Source organism: Glutamicibacter sp. X7, from assembly GCF_054889245.1.
Map to the genome: position 1 here is coordinate 2,066,176 of NZ_CM142678.1, position 22,547 is coordinate 2,088,722.

20 protein-coding genes and 4 tRNA genes are annotated in these 22,547 nt (G+C 61.0%); 8 read left to right on the forward strand and 16 right to left on the reverse strand.

What is annotated here, in order from left to right; all coding sequences use genetic code 11:
• Positions 1-80 precede the first annotated feature (80 nt).
• A complete protein-coding gene (gene valS, locus ACYU0X_RS09940) occupies positions 81-2,702 on the forward strand; it encodes a valine--tRNA ligase (protein WP_461900507.1) in 2,622 nt (873 codons plus the stop codon).
• Between the two features lie 89 nt (positions 2,703-2,791).
• Here the strand turns inward: valS and ACYU0X_RS09945 are convergent, their stop codons facing one another.
• The 11 genes from ACYU0X_RS09945 to ACYU0X_RS09995 form a co-directional block, all read right to left on the reverse strand.
• On the reverse strand, positions 2,792-3,787 hold the full coding sequence (locus tag ACYU0X_RS09945) for a trypsin-like serine peptidase (RefSeq protein WP_459273483.1): 996 nt from the start codon (positions 3,785-3,787) through the stop codon (positions 2,792-2,794).
• Positions 3,788-4,339: 552 nt separating this feature from the next.
• Complete coding sequence (locus ACYU0X_RS09950; protein ID WP_461900509.1) at positions 4,340-4,948, reverse strand: mycothiol-dependent nitroreductase Rv2466c family protein; 609 nt, start codon at positions 4,946-4,948, stop codon at positions 4,340-4,342.
• A gap of 37 nt (positions 4,949-4,985) precedes the next feature.
• On the reverse strand, positions 4,986-6,278 hold the full coding sequence (gene clpX / locus ACYU0X_RS09955; RefSeq protein WP_309406839.1) for an ATP-dependent Clp protease ATP-binding subunit ClpX: 1,293 nt from the start codon (positions 6,276-6,278) through the stop codon (positions 4,986-4,988).
• A 168-nt stretch (positions 6,279-6,446) separates the two neighbouring features.
• Positions 6,447-7,106, reverse strand: a complete 660-nt coding sequence (locus tag ACYU0X_RS09960; protein ID WP_309406838.1) for an ATP-dependent Clp protease proteolytic subunit — start codon at positions 7,104-7,106, stop codon at positions 6,447-6,449.
• Positions 7,107-7,152: 46 nt separating this feature from the next.
• A complete protein-coding gene (locus ACYU0X_RS09965) occupies positions 7,153-7,749 on the reverse strand; it encodes an ATP-dependent Clp protease proteolytic subunit (RefSeq protein ID WP_309410434.1) in 597 nt (198 codons plus the stop codon).
• A gap of 252 nt (positions 7,750-8,001) precedes the next feature.
• Positions 8,002-9,327 (reverse strand): trigger factor, encoded by a 1,326-nt coding sequence (tig, locus tag ACYU0X_RS09970; RefSeq protein ID WP_461900512.1) that lies wholly within the window; start codon positions 9,325-9,327, stop codon positions 8,002-8,004.
• An 88-nt stretch (positions 9,328-9,415) separates the two neighbouring features.
• Positions 9,416-9,490, reverse strand: a tRNA-Pro gene (locus tag ACYU0X_RS09975).
• A 157-nt stretch (positions 9,491-9,647) separates the two neighbouring features.
• Positions 9,648-9,722, reverse strand: a tRNA-Pro gene (locus ACYU0X_RS09980).
• Positions 9,723-10,002: 280 nt separating this feature from the next.
• Positions 10,003-10,073 (reverse strand) — tRNA-Gly (locus ACYU0X_RS09985).
• A 107-nt stretch (positions 10,074-10,180) separates the two neighbouring features.
• Positions 10,181-11,131: an Fpg/Nei family DNA glycosylase gene (locus ACYU0X_RS09990; RefSeq protein ID WP_461900513.1), complete on the reverse strand. Its 951-nt coding sequence runs from the start codon at positions 11,129-11,131 to the stop codon at positions 10,181-10,183.
• Positions 11,132-11,133: 2 nt separating this feature from the next.
• Entirely contained in the window at positions 11,134-11,607 is a 474-nt protein-coding gene (locus ACYU0X_RS09995) for a ribose-5-phosphate isomerase (protein ID WP_418906799.1), read from the reverse strand.
• 254 nt (positions 11,608-11,861) lie between these two features.
• On the opposite strand from ACYU0X_RS09995, the gene pepN reads away from it, so the two are divergent.
• The 3 genes from pepN (at position 11,862) to ACYU0X_RS10010 (ending at position 15,531) form a co-directional block, all read left to right on the forward strand.
• Positions 11,862-14,429 (forward strand): aminopeptidase N, encoded by a 2,568-nt coding sequence (gene pepN / locus ACYU0X_RS10000; RefSeq protein WP_418906800.1) that lies wholly within the window; start codon positions 11,862-11,864, stop codon positions 14,427-14,429.
• A 117-nt stretch (positions 14,430-14,546) separates the two neighbouring features.
• Positions 14,547-15,029 (forward strand): OsmC family protein, encoded by a 483-nt coding sequence (locus ACYU0X_RS10005; RefSeq protein ID WP_418906801.1) that lies wholly within the window; start codon positions 14,547-14,549, stop codon positions 15,027-15,029.
• A 1-nt stretch (position 15,030) separates the two neighbouring features.
• Positions 15,031-15,531, forward strand: coding sequence for a globin (locus ACYU0X_RS10010; protein ID WP_461900516.1), 501 nt, complete (start codon positions 15,031-15,033; stop codon positions 15,529-15,531).
• 9 nt (positions 15,532-15,540) lie between these two features.
• Here ACYU0X_RS10010 and ACYU0X_RS10015 read toward each other — a convergent pair whose 3' ends face one another.
• Entirely contained in the window at positions 15,541-16,206 is a 666-nt protein-coding gene (locus ACYU0X_RS10015; protein WP_461900518.1) for a hypothetical protein, read from the reverse strand.
• 154 nt (positions 16,207-16,360) lie between these two features.
• Here ACYU0X_RS10015 and ACYU0X_RS10020 point away from each other — a divergent pair, with 154 nt between their 5' ends.
• Together ACYU0X_RS10020 and ACYU0X_RS10025 are read left to right on the forward strand one after the other, a co-directional pair.
• Positions 16,361-17,245, forward strand: coding sequence for an acyl-CoA thioesterase (locus tag ACYU0X_RS10020; RefSeq protein WP_459273493.1), 885 nt, complete (start codon positions 16,361-16,363; stop codon positions 17,243-17,245).
• A complete protein-coding gene (locus ACYU0X_RS10025; RefSeq protein ID WP_461900519.1) occupies positions 17,246-17,830 on the forward strand; it encodes a P-loop NTPase family protein in 585 nt (194 codons plus the stop codon).
• On the opposite strand, the gene ACYU0X_RS10030 is transcribed toward ACYU0X_RS10025, so the two are convergent.
• The gene (locus tag ACYU0X_RS10030) at positions 17,787-18,293 is read right to left on the reverse strand and encodes a flavin reductase family protein (protein WP_418906806.1); all 507 of its coding nucleotides are present in this window, start codon (positions 18,291-18,293) and stop codon (positions 17,787-17,789) included. The genes ACYU0X_RS10025 and ACYU0X_RS10030 overlap by 44 nt on opposite strands.
• A gap of 122 nt (positions 18,294-18,415) precedes the next feature.
• Here ACYU0X_RS10030 and soxR point away from each other — a divergent pair, with 122 nt between their 5' ends.
• Positions 18,416-18,913 carry a redox-sensitive transcriptional activator SoxR gene (gene soxR, locus ACYU0X_RS10035; RefSeq protein ID WP_461900521.1) on the forward strand — a complete coding sequence of 166 codons (498 nt, stop codon included), beginning with the start codon at positions 18,416-18,418 and terminating at the stop codon, positions 18,911-18,913.
• A gap of 72 nt (positions 18,914-18,985) precedes the next feature.
• On the opposite strand, the gene ettA is transcribed toward soxR, so the two are convergent.
• Entirely contained in the window at positions 18,986-20,668 is a 1,683-nt protein-coding gene (gene ettA, locus ACYU0X_RS10040; RefSeq protein WP_309406819.1) for an energy-dependent translational throttle protein EttA, read from the reverse strand.
• A 109-nt stretch (positions 20,669-20,777) separates the two neighbouring features.
• Positions 20,778-21,239: a single-stranded DNA-binding protein gene (locus tag ACYU0X_RS10045; RefSeq protein WP_461900523.1), complete on the reverse strand. Its 462-nt coding sequence runs from the start codon at positions 21,237-21,239 to the stop codon at positions 20,778-20,780.
• Positions 21,240-21,447: 208 nt separating this feature from the next.
• On the opposite strand from ACYU0X_RS10045, the gene ACYU0X_RS10050 reads away from it, so the two are divergent.
• A tRNA-Arg gene (locus tag ACYU0X_RS10050) sits at positions 21,448-21,521 on the forward strand.
• Positions 21,522-22,258: 737 nt separating this feature from the next.
• On the opposite strand, the gene ACYU0X_RS10055 is transcribed toward ACYU0X_RS10050, so the two are convergent.
• A complete protein-coding gene (locus tag ACYU0X_RS10055; protein ID WP_461900525.1) occupies positions 22,259-22,438 on the reverse strand; it encodes a hypothetical protein in 180 nt (59 codons plus the stop codon).
• Between the last annotated feature and the right edge of the window lie 109 nt (positions 22,439-22,547).

Below are 22,547 nucleotides of genomic sequence, written 5' to 3' on the forward strand. Positions count from 1 at the left end.
TTCGAGCGTGTGGCGCTTTCCTCAGCGACCGCCGGTTCCCGGTGGTGAGGTGGGGGTCGAAAACATGAAAGAATGTGTGCATGGCAGAAGAAAACTTGGGCACAGACACGCCCGTCACGGTTTCGGTTCCCGACAAGCCCGCATTGGAAGGCCTCGAGGAACGTCTTTCGTCCCGGTGGCGCACCGAGGGCACCTATCACTTCAACGAGGACACCACCCGCGAAGCGGTGTACTCCATCGACACTCCCCCACCAACGGCATCCGGCTCGTTGCACGTGGGCCACATGTTCTCCTACACCCAGACCGACGTGTTGGCGCGCTACCAGCGCATGAGCGGTAAGAACGTGTTCTACCCGTTGGGCTGGGATGACAACGGACTTCCTACCGAACGCCGCGTCCAGAACTACTACGGCGTGCGCTGCGATCCGACCAAGCCGTACATCGAAGGCTACCGCCCGCCGGAGAAGCCCGCGAAGAACCAGCGTGACTGGGACGTTATTGGCCGTAAGAACTTCATCGAGCTCTGCGAAGAACTGGCCGTCGAAGACGAGAAGGTCTTCGAACAGCTCTTCACCACACTGGGTCTGTCCGTTGACTGGAATATGACCTACCGCACCATCGACGACACCTCGCGTGCGGTCTCACAGCGCGCCTTCTTGCAGAATCTGGCCGACGGCGACGCCTACATGGCCGAGGCCCCGACCCTGTGGGATGTCACTTTCCGCACCGCGGTCGCCCAGGCTGAACTCGAAGACCGCGAGATGCCCGGCGCTTACTACCGTTACCCGTTCAGCACCGCCGAGGGCGAACAGGTCTTCATCGAGACCACCCGCCCCGAGCTGCTGGCCGCCTGCGCCGCCTTGGTCGCACACCCGGATGACGAGCGTTACCAGCACCTGTTCGGCAAGACCGTCATTTCCCCGCTCTTCGGCGTTGAGGTGACCGTCCATGCCCACCCGTTGGCTCAGGCCGATAAGGGGTCGGGTATCGCGATGGTCTGTACCTTCGGTGACCTCACCGACGTGACCTGGTGGCGCGAACTGCAGCTGCCAACCCGCGCCATCATCGGCCGCGACGGCCGACTGCTGGCTGATACCCCCGAGTGGATCACCAGCGCTGCCGGCGCCGAGGCCTACGCCCAAATTTCCGGTAAGACGGTGTTCTCCGCCAAGGAAACCGTGGTCGAGCTGCTTAGCGAAGCCAATCTGCTCGATGGCGAACCGAAGAAAATCTCCCGCCCGGTGAACTTCTTCGAAAAGGGCGACAAGCCCCTAGAGATCGTCACCTCACGCCAGTGGTACATCCGTAACGGCGGGCGCGACGAGGATCGCCGCAAGACCATGATTGCCCGCGGTGAGCAGATCGACTTCCACCCCTCGTTCATGCGCTCGCGCTACGAAAACTGGGTGTCCGGTCTCAACGGTGACTGGCTGGTCTCCCGCCAACGCTTCTTCGGCGTCCCGGTACCGGTGTGGTACCAGGTGGACGAGCATGGCGAGCCGAACTATGACGCACCGATCTTGCCAACATTCGATCAGCTTCCGGTCGACCCGGCAGCCGACGCTCCGGCCGGTTACACCGAGGATCAGCGCGGTGTGGCAGGCGGATTCATCGGTGACGCCGATGTGCTCGATACCTGGGCAACCAGCTCGCTTACCCCGCAGATCGTGGGTCGCTGGGGCCGTGACGACGAGTTCTTCTCGAAGGTGTACCCCTTCGACCTGCGCCCGCAGGGCCACGACATCATCCGCACCTGGCTATTCTCCACGGCGGTGCGTGCCGATGCCTTGCACGGCAATGCCCCGTGGAAGCATGCCGCTATCTCCGGCTGGATCCTCGATCCGGATCGTAAGAAGATGTCCAAGTCCAAGGGCAACGTTGTGGTCCCCAATGACGTACTGGAGCAGTTTGGGGCCGACGCGGTGCGCTATTGGGCGGCCAGCGCCAAGCTCGGCGCCGATACGGCCTACGAGGTTGCGCAGATGAAGATCGGTCGCCGTCTGGCGATCAAGATTCTCAATGCGTCGAAGTTTGTACTGAACCTGGGGGCCACGCAGGCCGACGTGCTCTCCGGCGACGGTTCGGCCGTGGTCAATGGGATGGACCGCTCGCTATTGGTGCGGCTCTCGGCGGTCATCGAAGATGCCCAGCGCGCCTTCGAGAACTATGACTACGCCCGAGCCTTGGATATCACCGAATCCTTCTTCTGGTCCTTCACCGATGACTACGTCGAACTAGTCAAGGATCGTGCCTACGGTGGGCACGGCGAGGCGGAGAAGGCTAGTGCGCTGGCTACCTTGGCCACCACGTTGGACGCTGTACTGCGCCTCTTCGCCCCGTTCCTGCCCTTCGCCACCGAAGAGGTTTGGGGCTGGTGGCGCGCCGGTTCCGTGCACCGCGCCAGCTGGCCCAGCGCACAGCACCTTGCCGGTGCCATCGAAGGTGCCGATGCAGGCGTACTACCCACCGTGGGTCTGGCCCTGTCGGGTATTCGCAAGGCGAAGTCCGATGCGAAGGTCAAGCAGCGCACCGAGGTACTCAACGGTGAGATTCATGGTTCGGCCGCACAGCTCGAACAGTTGAACGCTGGTTTCGAGGACCTGAAGTCGGCGGCGAACGCGCGTGAGCTGTCGCTGCACGAGTCGAGTGAGGAGCTGAGCCTTCGCAACGTTGAGCTCGCACCGGCCGAGGACGCCTCCTAGCCGCAGGTAGCAAAGACTGATGCCCGGGTTCCCTAGGGAACCCGGGCATCAGTCTTTAATGAACTCGACTGTCGAGGAGGCGTTCAGCCTTAGTTCTGTGCGTCCTGGTAAGCCTGCTCGATTGCAGTGCCCCAGTACGGGCCAAACATGGTGTTGCGGATGCCGTTGTAACCGAAGCTGTTCACGGAGTTCTGGTAACCGTTCGAACCGCTACCGATGAACCATGGGCCGCCCGAGGAACCACCGGTCATGTCGCAAGGGATGCCCTGGGACTGGCTCTGACCGTACGGGTCGGGGGTAGCCGAACCGTAGCAGGAGTGCAGGGTTTCACCGTTGAACGGGTAGGCTGCCGGGTAGCCGAAGGCGGTGTAGGTCAGTCCGCGAGCCTGGTTGAAGGCCACGCCGGAGGCGCCGACGCGATCGGTCAGGCTCACTCCGCTACCGTCCGAGACCACGGCGAAGCCGGTGTCGTAGGTGATGTCCCCGTCATTGCTCCACTGCGTGGTGGTGACCAGCTCGGTGGCGGCGTAGGTGCCGTACGGGGTGTTGCCGTTTTCGTAGGCAGGGGCGAAGATCCAGCGCGTAGCGAAGGCTCCCGGCCCCTCGTTCAGGCAGTGCCCGGCGGTCGAGACGGTGGATTCGTTGGCCGAAACTACGGCGTTACCCGAGCAAACGTAGTCCTGGCCGCCCAGCGTGAAGAAGACCTTGCCAATGTGCGAGACCGGAGATACAGCGTTGTTCTTGGTCGGCTTGCCCTTGCGGATCGCCTGCTTCTCGGCTTTTTCACCGGCGATCTTGCTGGGCTGTCCCACCTTGACGCCATTGCTCGAAGCCGACTTGCCGCGAGTCAACGCATCGGCGCTCTTGGCCGCCTTCATGCGTTCCGGGGTCCAGTAGTCCAGCGCCGATTCGGCCTGGCTCTTCGAGATTTCCTGAGATTCGATCTGCTGGTTTTCCACCACAGGTGCGGCCGAAGCCACGGGTGCGGTACCTGCCGCCAACAGTCCTGCCAGCATGGTTGCCGCCAGCAGGGACTTGCGACGGCCTGCCTTGGCCAATCGGTTCTGCTTTGAACCAAGTTGCACGGTAGTTCTCCTCATCCGGCGACCACTAGGTCGCCCTCGAAACTGTGTGCCGTAGCACTCGTGGGACACAGTCAAGCACATACTTCACAACCGCACTAGTACTTTGTTCCAAGCAATTTCGCGAATGAGAACTTGAGGTGACAAGTAGTTATGAAAAGAACATCCAGTGATGCTTAATTATTCAACACCACTGAGTGAGCGAGCAGCACGACAAGTATCTACCGTCCGCAGAGGAGCCTGAAACAGATGATTCATAGATTGACCTAGGAAAATGTGAGCCACGCAACTTTGAAAGTAGTTACCGCCCAGTAGGCGAATCGGGTGACGGAAAATCTGAAAGAAAATTGGCGTGCTACGCCGGTGCGACCAGATGGTATCCAAAAAAAATTTTATAGACCTTCGTAGCGCTTCGTAAAAGTCGCCCGATGACGCGGTCAGTTCGGTATACCGTCTGGTCTGTGTGGGCACGAAAATGCCCGCCCGACCACACTGCCTCTACCGTCGAAGACGGTAGGAGTGTGACCGGACGGGATAACAGCCGTCCAACGAGGGTTACTCGAAGGTCGGCGACTCCGTGCGCGTGCGCTTGAGCTCAAAGAAGTACGGGAAGGAAGCGAGTTCGGCCGACGCATCAAAGAGGCGTCCTGCGTCCTCGCCGGTGGGCACACGGGTGATGACCGGTCCAAAGAAGGCCACGCCGTCCACGGCCACGATCGGCGTGCCGACATCTTGACCGACCTTTGAGATACCAGCCTCGTGGCTCTCGCGCAGCTTCGCATCATAGGCGTCGGTATCCGCAGCCTCGGCAAGCTCTGATGGAAGCCCTACCTGCTCCAATGCTCGGGCGATCACCTCGGCGCGATCATCGAGCTGCTCGTGATGGAAAAGCTCGCCCATGGCCGTGTAGAGACCGTCGGTAACCGAGGCTCCATGGTCGGCGATTGCCTTGGTGATCACACGGACCGGGCCCCAGGAACGGTCCATTTTCTCGCGGTAGTCAGCCGGGAGCTCACGCCCGTCGTTGAGCATCGACAGGCTCATCACATGCCAGGTGACATCAATGTCACGAACCTTCTGGACCTCTTTGATCCAGCGGCTCGTGGCCCAGGCGAAAGGACAAATCGGATCGAACCAAAAATCAACGTGTTTGCGCTCGGCCACTGACCGGACCTACTTTCTGGGTTAGGGTGACGGAAAACTATGCGGACTTCTGATTGCGCTTCGCGGCCAACTCATGGGTGAGCATAACCGGCTCGGCGCCCTCTAGGACGGTCTCGCGCGAGATCACAACCTCGGCAACGTCCTCCCGGCTAGGCAGGTCAAACATGATGCCGCCGAGGGTTTCTTCGAGAATGGAACGCAAACCGCGCGCTCCGGTCTCGCGTTCAATGGCCTTCTCCGCAATGGCCTCCAGGGCGCCCGCGTCGAAGGAGAGTTGCACTCCGTCCATCTGGAACATCTTCTGATACTGCTTGACCAAGGCATTGCGCGGCTCGGTGAGCACTCGAACCAAGGCGTCGCGATCCAGATGTTCGACCGTGGTGATCACCGGAAGACGACCAATGAATTCTGGGATCAAACCAAACTTCAAAAGGTCTTCGGGACGCACATCGGAGTACGAAGGGGTCTCGGATTTGATGGCGGTGAGCGGCGCCCCGAATCCAATGCCCTTTCGGCCCGCGCGGCTCGAGATGATCTCTTCGAGTCCCGCGAATGCTCCGGCAACGATGAAGAGAATATTGGTGGTATCCAACTGGAGAAAATCTTGATGTGGGTGCTTGCGCCCACCCTGCGGAGGAACCGCGGCGACCGTTCCCTCGAGGATCTTCAGCAGGGCCTGCTGCACGCCTTCACCGGAGACATCGCGAGTAATCGATGGGTTTTCGCTCTTGCGCGAAATCTTGTCGATTTCATCGATATAGATGATGCCGGTTTCGGCCCGCTTGACGTCGTAGTCGGCGGCCTGAATCAATTTCAGCAGAATGTTCTCAACGTCTTCACCGACATATCCGGCCTCGGTGAGGCTGGTCGCGTCGGCCACGGCGAAGGGCACGTTCAGTTTCCGGGCTAGAGACTGCGCCAAATAAGTCTTACCGCAACCCGTCGGGCCGATCATCATGATATTTGACTTGGAAACCTCAACCTCTGACAGCGGATCGTCATTGGTCAAGGCTGCGACGGGAGCCTTATCCGGGGACCCGTGGATGCGCTTGTAGTGGTTGTACACCGCCACCGACAGGGCGCGCTTGGCGTTCTCCTGGCCGATGACATATTCCTGGAGAGAATCGAAGATCTCGCGCGGCTTCGGGAGGGTAAAGTCTTCGGCGACCTGCTCTTCGGCGAACTCCTCGGCAATGATCTCATTGCATAGTTCGATGCACTCGGTGCAGATGTAGACCCCGTGGCCTGCAATCAACTTCTTCACTTGCTTCTGGCTCTTTCCGCAGAAAGAACATTTCAGCAGATCCGAGCCTTCGCCCATTCGTGCCATAGCACTAATCTCCCATTGTTGGATTGCCGTGGACTCCCCCTCATTCTAAATCAGGAGATCCCCAAATTAGCCGAAGATGGCATGAAGCCGACAACCCGCGCGCCCCATCACGGGGTCGCAGGTTGCCGGCAATCAGCTACTCGACAGCGTGTGCGTCGCTAATCGTGCCTAGTGGCCCAGCTGCGCGCGGTTCAACTTACGCGGGGTCAGCACCTCGTCGACGATGCCGTAGGCCTTTGCTTCTTCCGCCGTCATGTACAGATCACGCTCTACGTCATTGCCCACCTTGGACACTTCCTGGCCGGTGTGATCGGAGATGGTCTTTTCCATCCATTCGCGCATGCGCATGACTTCTTCGGCCTGAATCTGCAGGTCGGTTGCCGTACCACGTTCGCCGCCACCCATAGCCGGCTGGTGGATCAGCACGCGGGCGTTCGGCAGGGCCAGACGCTTGCCCGGGGTGCCGGCGGCCAAGAGCACGGCGGCGGCCGAAGCTGCCTGACCGAGGCAGACCGTCTGCACCTCTGGACGGATGAACTGGATGGTGTCGTAGATAGCCGTCATCGCGGTGAACGAGCCACCGGGCGAGTTGATGTACAGGGTGACATCGCGCTCCGGGTCCATGGATTCGAGCACCAACAGCTGAGCCATGACGTCATCTGCCGAGGCGTCATCAACCTGGGCTCCGAGGAAGATGATGCGATCTTCGAAGAGTTTCGCGTAGGGGTCCTGGCGCTTGAAACCGTACGGGGTACGCTCCTCAAACTGCGGCAGGATGTAGCGTGCGGAGGGCATTGCGCCGGCGGTGGCTTCCTGATTGAAGTACATGATTTCTCCTTGAAATTCTGCGTTCGGTGGTGGGTGCAGGCGGTTGTTACTTGTTGCCGACTCCGCCGCCACCGGTCACCGAACCGGCATGCTGGGCAATCTGGTCAAAGAAGCCGTATTCCAGGCCTTCCTCCGCGGTGAACCACTTATCGCGCTGGTTATCCAACAGAATCTGCTCGACGGTCTGGCCGGTCTGCTCCGCGGTCAGCTCGCTCATAACCTTCTTCATGTGCATGATCAGTTCGGCCTGGATCTTGATGTCCGAGGCCGTACCGCCGATACCACCGGATGGCTGGTGCATCAGAATACGAGCGTTCGGGGTCGCGAAACGCTTGCCCGGAGTACCCGAGGAGAGCAGGAACTGCCCCATGGAAGCTGCCAGACCGGTTGCCACGGTCACCACATCGTTCGGAATGAACTTCATGGTGTCGTAGATGGCCATGCCCGCGGTGATCGAGCCACCCGGCGAGTTGATGTACAGGTAGATGTCCTTCTCCGGGTCCTCTGCGGAAAGCAACAGCAGCTGCGAGCAGATGGCATTGGCGTTCTCGTCGCGGACCTCGGAGCCCAGCCAAATGATGCGCTCCTTGAGCAGCCGGTTGTAGATGTAGTCCTCACGGCTGGCTGCTTCGACGGTAGCCATGGTGGGAGTGCGCGAATCATGTGGCATGTTCTCTACCTCTTCCAAACGTGTAGATCGGATCGTGCAGCTCCCGGCGGAGCCGCAACTTCGAGTGGTTACTTTGAGATTACTGATTTCAACTGGCCCTTGGGGCGTTTCATGCCCGGTTTTCGCTCACGGCGCATGAGTGCGCCGAGGGCGAACGACAAAAGTCGCCGGCCCACCCGCGCTGTGCGGGGGTTCCGGCGACTTCTGTTATGTGAGTGTCGGTGACTACTCGGCGGCGACCTCTTCGGCAGCTTCCTCTTCACCGGCTGGCTTCACGAAGGAGCTCAGGTCAACGGTGGCACCGTTGGAGTCGGTGACCACGGCGTACTCGAGGACCTTGGCCAGTGCCTTGCGGCGACGCACCTCGCCGAGCAGCATCGGCACCTGGCCGGCACCGTCGAGCATCTGGGCGAACTGGTTCGGGTCCATGCCGTACTGACCGGCGGTCTGCACGATGTAGTCGATCAGCTCGGACTGCTCGACGCCAACCTCTTCGGCCTCGGCGACGGCGTCCAGCACGATCTCGTTCTTGAAGGCACGCTCGGTGTTCTGGCGAACCTCGGCGCGGTGCTCGTCGGTGTCGTGGTCTGCTTCGGCCTGCGGGTTGTCGAAGTGCTGCTCGATCTGCTCGTCGATGACGCCAGCCGGAACCGGAACCTCAACCAGCTCGAGGAGCTTGTCCAGCACCAGTTCGCGGGCCTCGACGCCCTGCTCGACGACCTTGCCCTCGGCGGCGTCCTTGGACAGCGACTCACGCAGTTCGGCGATGGTGTCGAACTCGGAGGCCAGCTGAGCGAAGTCATCGTTGGCCTCTGGCAGTTCGCGCTGCTTCACGGCGGTGACGACAACCTTGACGGTGGCCGACTGACCGGCGTGCTCACCGCCTGCCAGGGTGGTCTCGAAGGTGGCGTCCTCGCCGGCGGTCAGGCCGGTCAGTGCCTCGTCCATGCCCTCGAGCATGTTGCCCGAACCGATCTGGTAGGACAGACCCTGAGCCGAGTCAACCTCTTCGCCATCAACGGTGGCGGTCAGGTCGATGGTCACGAAGGAATCGGCTGCGGCCGGAGCCTCAACCTCCTTCAGGGTGCCGAAGCGACCGCGCAGGTCGTCCAGAGCCTTCTCGATGTCCTCGTCGGCAACTTCCTTAGCCTCGACGGTGACCTCGATGCCCTTGTAGTCCGGCAGTTCAACCTTCGGGCGGATGTCCACCTCGAGGGTGAAGACCAGCTGGCCCTCGCCGACGTTCTCCAGGGAAGGCAGTTCGGTGATATCCACCTCAGGGCGCGAGAGCGGGGTCAGCTCGTTCTCGACCATGGCCTTCTGGTAGTACTCATTCAGACCCTCGTTCACGGCGGTCTCAATGACGTAGCCGCGGCCGACGCGCTGATCGATCAGGCGGGAAGGAACCTTGCCCTTACGGAAGCCCGGCACCTGAATCTGCTGCGCGATGGTCTTGTATGCCTCGTCGATGCGCGGCTTCAGCTCCTCGTACGGAACCTCGACGGTGAGCTTAACCCGAGTCGGGTTCAGGTTTTCAACGGCGCTCTTCACAGCCTTGTACTCCTGGGTTGTCTAATAATTAGGTCTAATCTGCAAAAAACCCCGCAACATCGTGGTGTTGCGGGGTTGTTCTCCAGAGTCGGGGTGACAGGATTCGAACCTGCGACCTCACGCTCCCAAAGCGCGCGCTCTAGCCAAGCTGAGCTACACCCCGATTAGCAGTGAACAGTCTAACCTGCGCTCTCCTGCATCCACTAATCGTTGTGGCCAGACGATGATCCGCGGACCGCGTCCAAGCCGGTGACCCCTTAGGCTGTGGGTCAAGCCCATGCGATGGCCTCCTCGAGAAACCAACGAGAACCTCGCATGTGTCGGGGTGACAGGATTCGAACCTGCGACCTCACGCTCCCAAAGCGCGCGCTCTAGCCAAGCTGAGCTACACCCCGCGAAATACCTAGTGAATCAAAATATTCACGAAATAATTCGGTAGTTGTTGTGACCTGTTTCCAGCGAGTCATCCCGCCTGGTCACAAGCATCTAACTTACACGTCACCGCGCACATTTCAAAACTGAACCGCTTCATGGCGCGATTGTGTAATGTACGCCTCACTGTATTGGCGATCCAACCTCGTCCTACGCCACCGCTAAGGGTCAGTTGACGGTTAAGGCAATAGGCCCGGAAGTGAATACTTCCGGGCCTTCAAGCATCTCTGACGATGCCTTCGGAGGGGATGACGGGAATCGAACCCGCGTCATTAGTTTGGAAGACTAAGGCTTTACCATTAAGCTACATCCCCATGTCAGCGGCCTGAACCGCGAACGAGATTCAGTTTAGACCATGTCGCTCACGCCGTGCAAATCGACGGGTTCCCCCTGCAGTTGCCGAGCGTGAGCGCCATTGGCCCTAGCGGCGGCGCTGGCAACGCGGGCACCAGTACAGCTTGCGCCCGGCGACTTCGGCCAAACTCACCTGTGCGGAACAACGGCGGCATTGGCGCCCCTGACGCTGATAGACGTAATAAGCGTTATCTGGCCATAACGGCAGGCCTGGCTCCCGATCCGCTTCCTCGGTGGTGATGATCTTTCCCTGGCGCACCCCGTCCTCCATGAGTGCAACAAGGTCAAACCACAGGGCGCGCAATTTTCGCGCCGAAATGTCGTTGGCGGGCTGCTGCGGGTCGAGCCTCTGGCGAAAGAGCACCTCGGCACGGTAGATGTTTCCTACCCCGCTAATCAGCTCCTGGTTCATCAGCGCGGTGCCAATCGGGGTACGTGTGCGCGCTAGCTTTGCCCTGAACTCCCTAAGGCCAGCCTCCAACAGGGCTTGTGGCTCCTGGAGAATCGCACGTCCCTTAACGGCATCGAAGCGCGCCGCGGCCGCAACCAGCGGGTCGGGCCCAAGCTTGGCCAACTGCCGTTGCACCTGATCGTGCTCGAGCACCTCGCAGGCGGTCGGCCCACGCAAATCGGCCCATCCATGCTCCGAGACCACGCGCGCACGCACCGCACCGACCGGTTCGGGCGGCCCGGTGTAGGGCTCGGGTGCCGCACTCTGCGAACTTTCGCGCTCCCCCACCCGGCGCGGCGCACCGATAGACGAGGCGCCCCGGAAGTACTCGTCGCCGCCGAAATCGAACGCACCATACAGCCCAAGGTGCACACGGAGGTACAGGTCGTTGGAGAAGTGGCAGAAGAGTTGCTTGCCCTTGGAGAAGGCGGATTCGAGCACATGGCCATCGATCCGGGCGGCGTCAAGTGCAAAGCGCCCCTGCGGGGAGCTGACGGCCACCGCCTGCCCGCCGAAGACGTCATCCATCTGGCGGGCGAGGCGATGTAGGGAATGTCCTTCGGGCACGGTTAGTCGACGATCTCGCCGGTGGTTTCGTAGGTCGCGATCTTGCCGATGCGGCGCGCATGGCGCTCGGCACCGCTAAATGGTTCGGCCAGGAAGGCCTCGATCAGTTCGGCGGCTTCTTCCACGCTGTGCTGGCGACCACCGACGGCAATGACATTCGCGTCGTTGTGTTCGCGGGCCAGCTTTGCGGTATCCAGATTCCATGCCAGTGCCGCGCGCACTCCTTCGACCTTGTTGGCCGCGATCTGCTCACCGTTGCCCGAACCGCCGAGCACGATTCCGAGCGCTTCGACTCCGGCGCGCTGATCGGCGACAACAGCCTTGGCGGCGTTCAGGCAGAAGGCCGGGTAGTCGTCTTCCGGGTCATAGGAGGTTGGGCCGTGGTTGACCATCTCGTAGCCCTTGGCGGTGAGGTGCTTGATCAGGTAGTCGGAAAGCTCGAGACCTGCGTGGTCGGTCGCGATATGCACGCGCATGTGGTTGCCCCATTTCATAAGGAGAAGACGGCCAATCAGTGACCGTTCTACTCTAGCGAGTTTGAGGCGTCTCGCGCTCATCACCGGTCCAGTACTCGGACACTTAGGCGCCCGCGATGGCGCGCTGATGGCACGGGCAGAAGAATCTATGTCGAGGCACTTGCGCGCGATGGGGTTCTCCATGCCACAATTGCAGTGATATTCAATATTTGTTTCACAACTAGTGCGGGTCCCCCGCAGGAAGCCGGAGCATCATGCCTGGAATGAATCTCACCCGCGCCGAGGCCCAAGAGCGTGCCTCGATCATCTCGGTCGAGAGTTACCACGTCGAACTCGATTTGACCCGCGGCGAGCGCGTGTTCACCTCCAAGACCACGGTACGTTTCTCCGCCACCGCTGGGGCCAGCAGCTTCATCGATGCGGTCACCGACACCGTACGCTCGGTAACCCTCAACGGGCAGGAACTCGACGTCGCTGCCATCAACGATGGGATCCGCATCCAGTTGCCCAACCTCGCGGCCGACAACGTGCTGGTCATCGACGCCGATGCCCGCTACATGAACACCGGCGAAGGTTTGCACCGCTTCGTCGACCCGGTCGATAACGAGGTTTACCTCTACACCCAGTTTGAGGTGGCCGACGCCCGTCGCATGTTCGCCGTTTTCGAGCAGCCGGATCTGAAGGCTACCTACCAATTCAGCGTCACCGCCCCGGCTCACTGGAACGTCGTGTCCAATTCGCCGACGCCGCAGCCGAGCGAGGTCGGCGAGGCCAAGCGCTGGGACTTCGCCCCGACCCAGCGCATGTCCTGCTACGTCACGGCCCTCATCGCCGGCCCCTACCAGGCGGTACGCGACTCGTTGACCTCCAGCGATGGGCGCACCATCGAACTGGGCGTCTTCGCCCGCTCGTCGCTCATGCAGCACCTCGACGCCGATGAGATCGTGAAGATCACGCGCCAGGGATTCGAATTCTTCGAGAAGAACTTCGGCACCCCGTACCCCTTCGAAAAGTACGATCAGCTTTTCGTACCGGAGTTCAACGCCGGTGCCATGGAGAACGCCGGCGCGGTGACCTTCCTCGAGGAATACGTCTTCCGCTCGCGCCCGACTCACGCAATGGTCGAGCGCCGCGCCATCACGATTTTGCACGAACTGGCACATATGTGGTTCGGCGACCTTGTCACCATGAAGTGGTGGAATGACCTGTGGCTCAACGAGTCCTTCGCCGAATTCATGTCTACCCTGGCGGCCGCGCAGAACACCGAGTTCACCAGCTCCTGGACCACCTTCAACATGCTGGAGAAGAACTGGGCCTACCGCCAGGATCAGCTGCCCAGCACCCACCCGATCGTCGCTCCGATCAACGATCTGGAAGACGTCGAGGTCAACTTCGACGGCATCACCTATGCCAAGGGCGCCTCGGTCCTGCGCCAGCTCGTGGCCTTCGTGGGCCAAGAAGAATTCATGGCCGGAGTGCGTGCGTACTTCGCCAAGCACGCCTGGTCCAACACCGAACTGCCCGACCTGCTGCGTGAGCTGGAGGCCGCCAGCGGACGCGACCTGAGCCACTGGGGCGCCGAATGGCTCGAAACTGCCGGAGTCAACACGCTCACCGCCCGCATCGCCGCGGACCAGGACGGAAAGATCACCGACTTCGCCATCGTGCAGCAAGCCGCCGCCGACTACCCCACGCTGCGCCGCCACCGTCTCGCGGTGGGCTTCTATGACCTCGACGCATCCGGCACTTTGGTACGCACCCACCGTGAAGAGCTCGACATCGACGGGGAACTGACCGAGGTCCCGGCACTCGTGGGCCGCGCCCGCCCGGCGTTGGTGCTCCTGAACGACGACGACCTCACCTACGCGAAGATTCGTCTCGACGAGCAGTCGCTGGCCACCGCCACCGAACATCTAAAGTCCTTCGCCGACTCGCTACCGCGCACCCTCGTCTGGAGCGCCGCCTGGGATGCGGTGCGCGACGCCGAGACCGCGGCCAGTGACTACGTGCAGTTGCTGCTGAACAATGTGGGACATGAGGCTGATTCTTCGGTGATCATGGTGCTGCTGCGCCAGCTGAGCACCGCCCTGGATCACTACGTCTCCCGTGAGCATGCCACCGAGCTGGCCGCAACCAGCGCCGAGCGACTCTGGGAACTGGCTTCTGCCGCCGAGGCGGGCTCCGACGCCCAGTTGCAGTTCGTGCGCGCCTTCGCCGCACGTTCACGCACGGCCGAACAGCTGGATCGGGTGGCGGACCTGCGCTCTGGCGCCCACAGCCTGCCCGGCCTGGTGCTCGACACCGATCTTAAGTGGGCGCTGGATATTGCGCTCTCGGCCGGTGGACGAATGGACGAGCAGTCCTTGGCGGCTTCCTTGGCAGCGGACGATACGGCCAAGGGCAAGGCCAGCTGGTACACCGCGTGGGCTGCACAGCCGGTAGCGGCCATCAAGGAGGAGGCCTTCGCACTGGCTACCTCGGGAACCCTGTCCAATGACCAGCAGCAGGCGGTGATCGCCGGGTTCTCCAAGGCCCACGATGACTCGCTGATCTCCGGCTTTGCCGAACGCTACTTCGCGCTGCTGATCCCCACCTGGGAGACCTTCTCCCACGAGATGGCCAAGCAGATTGTCATCGGCCTCTACCCCGGCAGCGTGGCCAGCGCGGCGGTACTCGAAGCCACCGACGCGTTCCTGCAAGAACTCGGCGACCGGCATCAGGCACTGCGCCGACTACTCGTCGAAGCCCGCGCGGACGTGGTGCGTTCGCTCGCCGCTCAGGAAGCCGACCAGTCCCGCGTCACCCAGGGCAGCCAGGCCTAGGGTTCGGAGACAACCCGACGGCTTGCCCGCGTAGCGTACGGCGGCTCCTTCACACAGCGGAAGGGGCCGCCGTCGTCTATGCCCACGTAGCGCCTCGAAGATGGAAGAATAGGTGATATGGACGGCACAGAACATCAGTACCGCGTGGCGGTGCACTGGACCGGGAACCTCGGCCAAGGCACCAGCGGGTATCGCGCATACTCCCGTGATCACATAGTCAGCGCCGAAGGCGTGCCGACCTTAGCTGGCAGCGCCGACGCAACCTTCCATGGGGCACGTGATCGGTGGAACCCGGAGCAACTTCTGTTGGCGGCGCTGAGCCAATGCCATATGCTCTCGTACCTGCATTTAGCGGTGCTGCACTCGGTCAACGTCAGCGGGTACCGGGACGAGGCCACCGGAATCATGCAACTGAACCGAGATCACAGTGGCCAGTTCACCTCCGCAACCCTGCACCCACAGGTGAGCTTGGTCGATGAAAGCCAACGCGAGCTGGCCGACTCATTACACGCCCAGGCGAATAAGGTGTGCTTCATCGCTCGCTCGGTGAATTTTCCCGTCCACCACGAACCTTTGGCCCCCACCGATCAAGAAAGCTGAAATGACCGAGCACAATCCCCTGCCGCACACCGTCAAGCGCGACCCGCTGAGCAACCCGGTGGTTACCGGGCCATCGAGCGACGAGTTCCTGCGGCTCGCCGAAACCGAGGTGGATGTGGCCGACTACGCCGGCACCTTCTACGCCGAGGTCGGCGGCCGTCGCGTATTCGCTGCGCTCACCAAAAACTTCTATGCCTCGGTGGCCGAGGACGAGGATTTCCGCCAGCTTTACCCAGAACAGGACCTGTACCCGGCGCAGATTCGTTTGCAGCTCTTCCTCGAGCAGTACTGGGGCGGACCCAGCACCTACTCCGAACACCGCGGCCACCCACGCCTGCGCATGCGCCACATGCCTTTTCCGGTCAACGCGCACTATCGCGATACCTGGCTACGGCATATGAACAAGGCCATCGACCAGCTCGATCTGCCGATGTTGCACGCCGAAACTCTGCGTGAGTACTTCGAACGCGCCGCCTTCTCGCTGGTCAACCGCCCCGACTAAGTCGGTGGATTAGGAAAGATTCAGCGCTGGAGCCCGGCGCACCAACACGTGGCCTCGCTCGTTGCTCACTCGCATCCAGCTGCCTTGGCGTAGTACCGAGCTCTGCCCGGTAGAAGGCAGTAGCCCCAGAGCGTGTAGGGCAAAGGCGGCCCCGAGCGGTAGTTCTTGGTGCTCGGCGGCGAGCGGGGAGGACCAGATTCGCTGCCGGACCTGGCCAATGACCGGTTTGCCTGGATTCTCGGGTAGTGCCTGAGCCACCGCATCGATCCCGCGCTGGGCGGCCTGCGCCAGCTCCGCGTTCTGCAGCGCGCCGGCCGCTTCCCAGCCAGAGATCGGCACCTGAATGCCCGCCCACGCCGGTACCGCTTCGACCGGTGGCACCACAAAGCGGGTGGACTCCTCCCCCATGCGCGCCAGCCGATCCTGGATGGCCGAAAGCTCATAGGCCGCGTTCAAGTCGGCTGGTTCGGCCAGTCGGTGCACTCGCATGGCCAGCACCGTGTAGTCCCCCGCACCCAATTCGGCCGGAACCAACACCGGCACATAGACCGCCAGCGCTTGGCCACGCGCGGTGAACAGGGCCGCGTCCTCATGCACCGCCTTGGCTCGGGCAATAAGATTTGCCAAGTCGAGTACGGATGCGGAGTCGTCGAAAATCAGTGCGTCACTTGCCATGTCCTCATATTCTCACGCCCCAGTTCATTCGCAGGAAGCATGTGACAACTCCGTCATTTGACGCCGACCCTGAACGCGCGCGGGACAACCTGTGTGTAACCAAAAGGTACGGGTAAAGTCTTTTTCAGGAAATTCACATCAAGGAGTCAACGACGTGGCAGAGGAATTAGGCACCACCCAGGTGCTATTGGATCTATTGAACCTCGACGATGGCAACGGTGCCCGCACCGACGAGGATGTCTTCGTGGGGCACACACCGCGCCAGACCCGCACCCGCGTGTTCGGCGGCCAGGTCCTGGCACAGTCGATTATCGCCGGAACCCGCACCGTCGAGCCGAACCGGCCCATCCACTCCATGCACGGATACTTCCTGCGGCCCGGCGACCCGGCCCAGCCGATCACCTTTGGTGTCCAGCGCCTACGCGACGGCCGGTCTTTTTCGGCCCGCCGCGTCCACGCCTACCAGAACGGCGAACCGATCCTGTCGATGATCGCGTCCTTCCAGGAGCCGGCGAGCGGGCTGGATCACCACGACCCGATGCCCACCGGTATTCCCACGCCGGACTCGCTACCCACCACCGCGGAACTCATCGGCCACATTAAGCATCCAATAGCCCACGAATGGGCCTACGAACGCCCTTTCGACGTCCGGCATGTCACCGAGCCGATCTATTTGGCTGCGGCCCCCGAGCAGAGCGCCGATTCGGCCGTGTGGATGCGTACAACCGCGCCGATGCCCGACGATCCGGCTTTGCATCGCGCCGCGCTCGCCTATGCCAGCGACTATATGCTGCTCGAACCGGCGCTGCGCCGACACTCGATGACCTGGGTGCACCCCGGGCTGAGCATCGCCAGCCTTGATCATGGCATGTGGTGGCACCGGGATTTCCGGGTCGACGAATGGTTGCTCTACGTGCTCCACGCGCCCTCGGCCTCCTCGGCGCGCACCCTCGGCACGGGCAAAATCTATAACCAGGCCGGACAGCTCGTGGCGAGTGTGGCGCAAGAGGGCATGATTCGCGTGCCGGACGAAGCCTAGATGCAGGATTTTCGTGCTCCGCTCACGCATCAACCACGCCGCGTGCTGATTTGCGGGGTCACCGGTGCGGGAAAAACGACGTTGGCCCGTGAACTTTCCCGGCGTTGGGCCTTGCCCTACACGGAGATCGACGCGCTCTATCACGGTCCGAACTGGCAGCCCAGAGAACAGTTCCTCGACGATGTGCACGCACTGGCCGCTCGTGAGCAGTGGGTGACCGAATGGCAGTATCTGAACCTTGGGGCGGGCCCGGCGCTGGGCGAGCGAGCCGATACCATCATCTGGCTAGATCTGCCACGCTATCAGGCACGTTGGCGGCTGCTTCGGCGTACCGTCCTGCGTCGGCTACGCCGCGAACGCCTATTCAACGGGAACGTCGAACGTCCCTTGCACACCTTCTTCAGCGATCCCGCGCACAATATCCTGCGTTGGGAAATGCAAACCCACAACGCATGGCGTGAACGTTTCCCAGCCGTCCTCGAGCAATATCCGCAGGCGAATTTCATCCGCCTCGGCAGTGTCCGTCAGGTTGCCTTCTGGCTTAATGGTCCCGCGGCACAAGTGGTTGCGCGCCATCCAGACTGAGGTAGGTACGGTCACGGTAGAGCAGATGGGAAGCCTGGGTCCCGTTGATCACCTCGAGGACTTCCGCGGCGATCAGCCGCGAACCGCCCACCTGCAAGGAGCTGTGCACGCGAGCGCGCATCGCAACTGGAGAGTCCACAAGATAGGGTGCTCCATCGGCTAGGTAGGCCCACCCCTGATCCTCGGTGAACCGTGCACCATCACTGCGGGCGAAAGCATCCGCCACATGGCTTTGGTGTTCGCCTAAAAAGTTAATCACGAAGGTGGGTGCCTGAAGCAACGCACCGGCCGAGCCCGAGTCCCGGGTGAGCGAAAAGGAGACCGCCACCGGGTCCAGCGACAGCGAAGCCAGACTCGAGATGGTCAGGCCCACCGGGGCACCGAACGGGTTGGCGCTCAGCAGCGACACTCCTGCCGGGTGGGTGCGAAATGCGGATCGAAAATTTTCGGCGAGCGTGCTCATCTACAGCGCAGCTCCTTTCGCTACGTCCGGTCACCAATGGCATCACCGGATAACTTCTTGTGCCTGCCATCGTAGAACCTCAAGTAAACTTGAGGTCAATTCATGACCCTGCGAGGTGCCCATTGTCACATTCACCCAGAACAGAAGATCACGACCAGCCATCACCGACCGATGCAGATCCCGAAGACCTGCTGAGCATCGGTCAGATCAGCGAACGCACCGGCGTGGCACGCTCCGCATTACACTTTTATGAATCGCAGGGGCTACTGACCGCGCATCGCACGGCGGGCAACCAGCGACGCTACCCGCGACACCTCATCCGCCGAATAACGCTCATCTCGGTGGGCCGCAACCTCGGCATCCCCTTGGCCGACATTCGAGCCGCACTCGAGTCGGTCCCCATGGACCATCGACCCAGCGAAGCCGACTGGCAGCGTGCCTCCAACGAGTGGAAACGAGTCCTAGAACGCCGGCGCCAGGCCATCGAAGAGCTCGAAACACGGCTGACCGGATGCATTGGCTGTGGATGCCTCTCCATGGACGCCTGCCAGCTAGCCAACCCGCGCGACCAACTCTCCCACGCAGGTAGTGGAGCTCAGGGACTGCACTCGCCTATCTAGAGGTACGGCAAAGCCCGCCGCATCCACTGAATACAACGGATGCGACGGGCTAGAACCAGTGACAGTAAAAGACTAGTCGCGGGTCAACCGGCGGTGGGTGACGCGGTGCGGCTTCGCCGCCTCCGGGCCCAAACGCTCGATCTTGTTCTGCTCGTAGGACTCGAAGTTACCCTCGAACCAGTACCAGTTCGACGGGTTCTCCTCGGTGCCCTCGTAGGCCAGAATGTGAGTGGCCACGCGGTCTAGGAACCAACGGTCGTGCGAGACGACCACGGCACAGCCGGGGAATTCGAGCAACGCATTTTCCAAGCTCGACAGGGTTTCCACATCGAGGTCGTTTGTCGGCTCATCGAGCAGCAACAGGTTACCGCCCTGCTTGAGGGTGAGCGCGAGGTTCAGACGGTTGCGCTCACCACCGGAGAGCACACCAGCCTTCTTCTGCTGATCCGGTCCCTTGAAACCGAAGGCCGATACGTAGGCGCGCGACGGCATTTCGACCTGGCCAACGTTGATGTAGTCCAGTCCGTCGGAGACAACCTCCCACAGCGACTTGTTCGGGTCGATGTTTTCGCGGTTCTGATCTACGTAGGAGATCTTGACGGTGTCGCCAACCTTCAAGGAACCACCATCGAGCTCTTCGAGCCCAACAATCGTCTTGAAAAGCGTGGACTTACCCACACCGTTCGGACCAATGACACCAACGATGCCGTTACGCGGCAAGGAGAAGGACAGCCCGTCGATGAGCACACGATCGCCGAAGCCCTTCTTCAGCTTCTCGGCTTCGATCACCACCTGACCCAAACGAGGTCCAGGCGGAATCTGGATCTCTTCGAAATCGAGCTTGCGCGTACGCTCGGCCTCCGCAGCCATTTCCTCGTAACGAGCCAGACGAGCCTTCGACTTGGTCTGACGTCCCTTGGAGTTCGAGCGAACCCAGTCAAGTTCCTCGGCCAATCGCTTAGCGAGCTTGGCGTCCTTCTTGCCCTGCACGGCCAGACGCTCGCGCTTCTTCTCCAGATAGGTGGAGTAGTTGCCCTCGTAGGGGTGCAGCCGACCACGGTCAACTTCACAGATCCATTCGGCAACGTGATCCAAGAAGTAACGGTCGTGGGTCACGGCCAATACGGCGCCCGGGTAGCTGGCCAGGTGCTGTTCCAGCCAAAGGACGGACTCGGCGTCGAGGTGGTTAGTCGGCTCATCGAGCAGCAGCAGGTCAGGCTTCTGCAGCAACAACTTACACAGCGCCACACGGCGGCGTTCACCACCGGAGAGGTGGGTCACCGGCTCGTCACCCGGCGGGCAACGCAGTGCATCCATGGCCTGCTCAAGCTGGCTGTCAATGTCCCAAGCGTCGGCGGCGTCAATGGCCTCCTGCAGCTTGCCCATCTCTTCCAGCAGCGCATCGAAGTCGGCGCCGTCCTGCGCCATTTCCTCGGAAATTTGGTTGAATCGCTGGATCTTCTGGTAGATCTCACCGACGCCTTCCTGGACGTTGCCCAGGACGGTCTTCTCTTCGTTCAGCGGCGGCTCCTGCAACAGGATGCCGACCGAGTAGCCCGGTGACAGCCGAGCTTCACCGTTGGACGGGGTATCGAGCCCCGCCATGATCTTCAGGATCGTAGACTTACCAGCACCGTTCGGGCCCACAACACCGATTTTTGCGCCCGGGAAGAACGACATGCTGACATCGTCAAGAATGACTTTGTCACCAACGGCCTTACGGGCCTTGGTCATCGTATAAATGAATTCCGCCATGCTCTAAGGCTAGTCGGTTTGGCCCCCTCCGAACGAATTTATCGGCGCTACGCGACGTGCTACGTGTCCACCGGCACATCCAGCCGGTGGACACGCACCGAATCGCCAATCAGGCCGCATCCGAATCCGGCCAGTGGGCCACCTGCTCGCCCTTCTCCCCCATGTGCACCTCTTCCGGAACTTGGGCATGCGATGTCTGCTCGGCCTCGACAGCCCGGACCTTAGTAAAAACACTGGTGCCGAACTTCAAGTCATGCCCTAGCGCATAGGCTTCGATGTCGGCACTCGTTCCTCGCGTTCCGTCGGCGCGATCAAATTGCCGGATCCCCAACTTCCCAAAAATGACCAGATGGTCCCCCTGCTCGATACTTTCCATCGCATTCTCCGCTAGCGCGCGAAAAACACTCACCGAGTACCAGTTCGTCGGCCCATCGCTCCATTGCCCGGTACTTACATCCCGTTTGCGCTCGTGGCTTGCCGCGCGGAATTTAAGCACCGAGACACCCTGCGGGGTGATGCTCAGTTGTGGTTCGGTGCCCACCACGGCGCGAATCGTCACCAGATCGGTCATCGTGATCCTCCTTTGTCGGTCCTATTTCTCACCAAGCGTGTGCTCAGTTAATGACCTAGCGTGAACTTGCCTTACTCCGCCGGGCCCGTCACTCCGACGATCTGTGGAGAACAAGCGCACGTTGCCCACCGGCTGTTTCGCCACGCCGACTAGAGGCACTGCCGCAGAATCGCTCGGACTGGCTCATTGGGCTAAACTATTTCGTGGCGCCTCCGTAGCTCAGCTGGATAGAGCAAGAGCCTTCTAATCTCTAGGTCGTGGGTTCGAATCCCGCCGGGGGCACAGGTGAATGCCGCTTGACATGAACGTTTATGATGTTGAGCGGCATTTTGCATAGAGAGGTGAGCCGACAGGGTGGGCCGCGACGCGACTTAGACAAGGTGGAAGTAACGTGTCGTCGCGCTGCCGGTCGCCACAAAATGAGCCCACTTTAAATCCTGCCAAGAAGACCTCGGCGCACCCGCATCTGATCACGCTAGCGACAAGACAACTGACGCATCTGCACACCTACGTGCGACATTCGAACCGAGGCCTAGCAAGTAGGGGTATCGCCAGGCGGAATGATCAGGGAACTTCGGGCGTCGCCGAAACGTTGCCCGCAACCCTTGTCGTTTCCCCACGGACCTCCGATTAACCAGCGCACCGCTACTAGCGCACAGGGGCACCTCTCTTAGCGATCGCGCTGATTTGTGCGAGCTAGAGCTAACTTCACGGCACCCCGGACGAGCCTCGGACGCTCCACTACTCGCAGACCCGACCTATCGAGGATTCCCACCATATCGACGTGGCCACTGGAGCCGGGTAGCCCAATTGCCGAAACGAGCGTAAGACCACGCGAGACTGTCGAGTGAGCCCGGCCCGCGCCTCCTCCTAAGTGACCAGTTGCCCAAGCCTCGTACAACTTCTTCGCTTACTAACAGAAATAAGTTTATTTCTTGCTCATTTAGGAGCGTCACCCTATCGATCAAGTGTGAATAAGCACACATTCTCGCTCGCTCAATATTCATCACGCCCAACCATTAAACCTCCCAAGTAAAGGGAGAATGAAAAATAAAGTTACCAGTGAGTAAGATATGCTTAATGAGAATCATAATTAAATGCATTAAAACTTTAAAGAATCCGCCAGCGATGGGGTGGCATTTCTTGTGCCGCAAACCCGCCCGCAGGCGCTTCACGCCGGCGTTAGGGGCGCGCATCACCCAAGCATCCTAGGGGCCAATTCTCACGTAGACCACAGGTTATGCGCCTCTTATCGGCTCGTTATGGGATATACTAAACGATCTATACTTAAGCGAAAGGGGCGTGACC

What these genes read in the sequence shown, in the direction of transcription:
- valS (WP_461900507.1), top strand. Translation starts at nt 81, where the DNA reads ATGGCAGAAGAAAACTTGGGCACAGACACGCCCGTCACGGTTTCGGTT.
- clpX (WP_309406839.1), bottom strand. Translation starts at nt 6,278, where the DNA reads ATGGCACGAATGGGCGAAGGCTCGGATCTGCTGAAATGTTCTTTCTGC.
- ACYU0X_RS09960 (WP_309406838.1), bottom strand. Translation starts at nt 7,106, where the DNA reads ATGTACTTCAATCAGGAAGCCACCGCCGGCGCAATGCCCTCCGCACGC.
- ACYU0X_RS09965 (WP_309410434.1), bottom strand. Translation starts at nt 7,749, where the DNA reads ATGGCTACCGTCGAAGCAGCCAGCCGTGAGGACTACATCTACAACCGG.
- ACYU0X_RS09995 (WP_418906799.1), bottom strand. Translation starts at nt 11,607, where the DNA reads ATGCGCGTGCATATCGCGACCGACCACGCAGGTCTCGAGCTTTCCGAC.
- pepN (WP_418906800.1), top strand. Translation starts at nt 11,862, where the DNA reads ATGCCTGGAATGAATCTCACCCGCGCCGAGGCCCAAGAGCGTGCCTCG.
- ACYU0X_RS10005 (WP_418906801.1), top strand. Translation starts at nt 14,547, where the DNA reads ATGGACGGCACAGAACATCAGTACCGCGTGGCGGTGCACTGGACCGGG.
- ACYU0X_RS10010 (WP_461900516.1), top strand. Translation starts at nt 15,031, where the DNA reads ATGACCGAGCACAATCCCCTGCCGCACACCGTCAAGCGCGACCCGCTG.
- ACYU0X_RS10015 (WP_461900518.1), bottom strand. Translation starts at nt 16,206, where the DNA reads ATGGCAAGTGACGCACTGATTTTCGACGACTCCGCATCCGTACTCGAC.
- ACYU0X_RS10025 (WP_461900519.1), top strand. Translation starts at nt 17,246, where the DNA reads ATGCAGGATTTTCGTGCTCCGCTCACGCATCAACCACGCCGCGTGCTG.
- ACYU0X_RS10030 (WP_418906806.1), bottom strand. Translation starts at nt 18,293, where the DNA reads ATGAGCACGCTCGCCGAAAATTTTCGATCCGCATTTCGCACCCACCCG.
- ettA (WP_309406819.1), bottom strand. Translation starts at nt 20,668, where the DNA reads ATGGCGGAATTCATTTATACGATGACCAAGGCCCGTAAGGCCGTTGGT.
- ACYU0X_RS10045 (WP_461900523.1), bottom strand. Translation starts at nt 21,239, where the DNA reads ATGACCGATCTGGTGACGATTCGCGCCGTGGTGGGCACCGAACCACAA.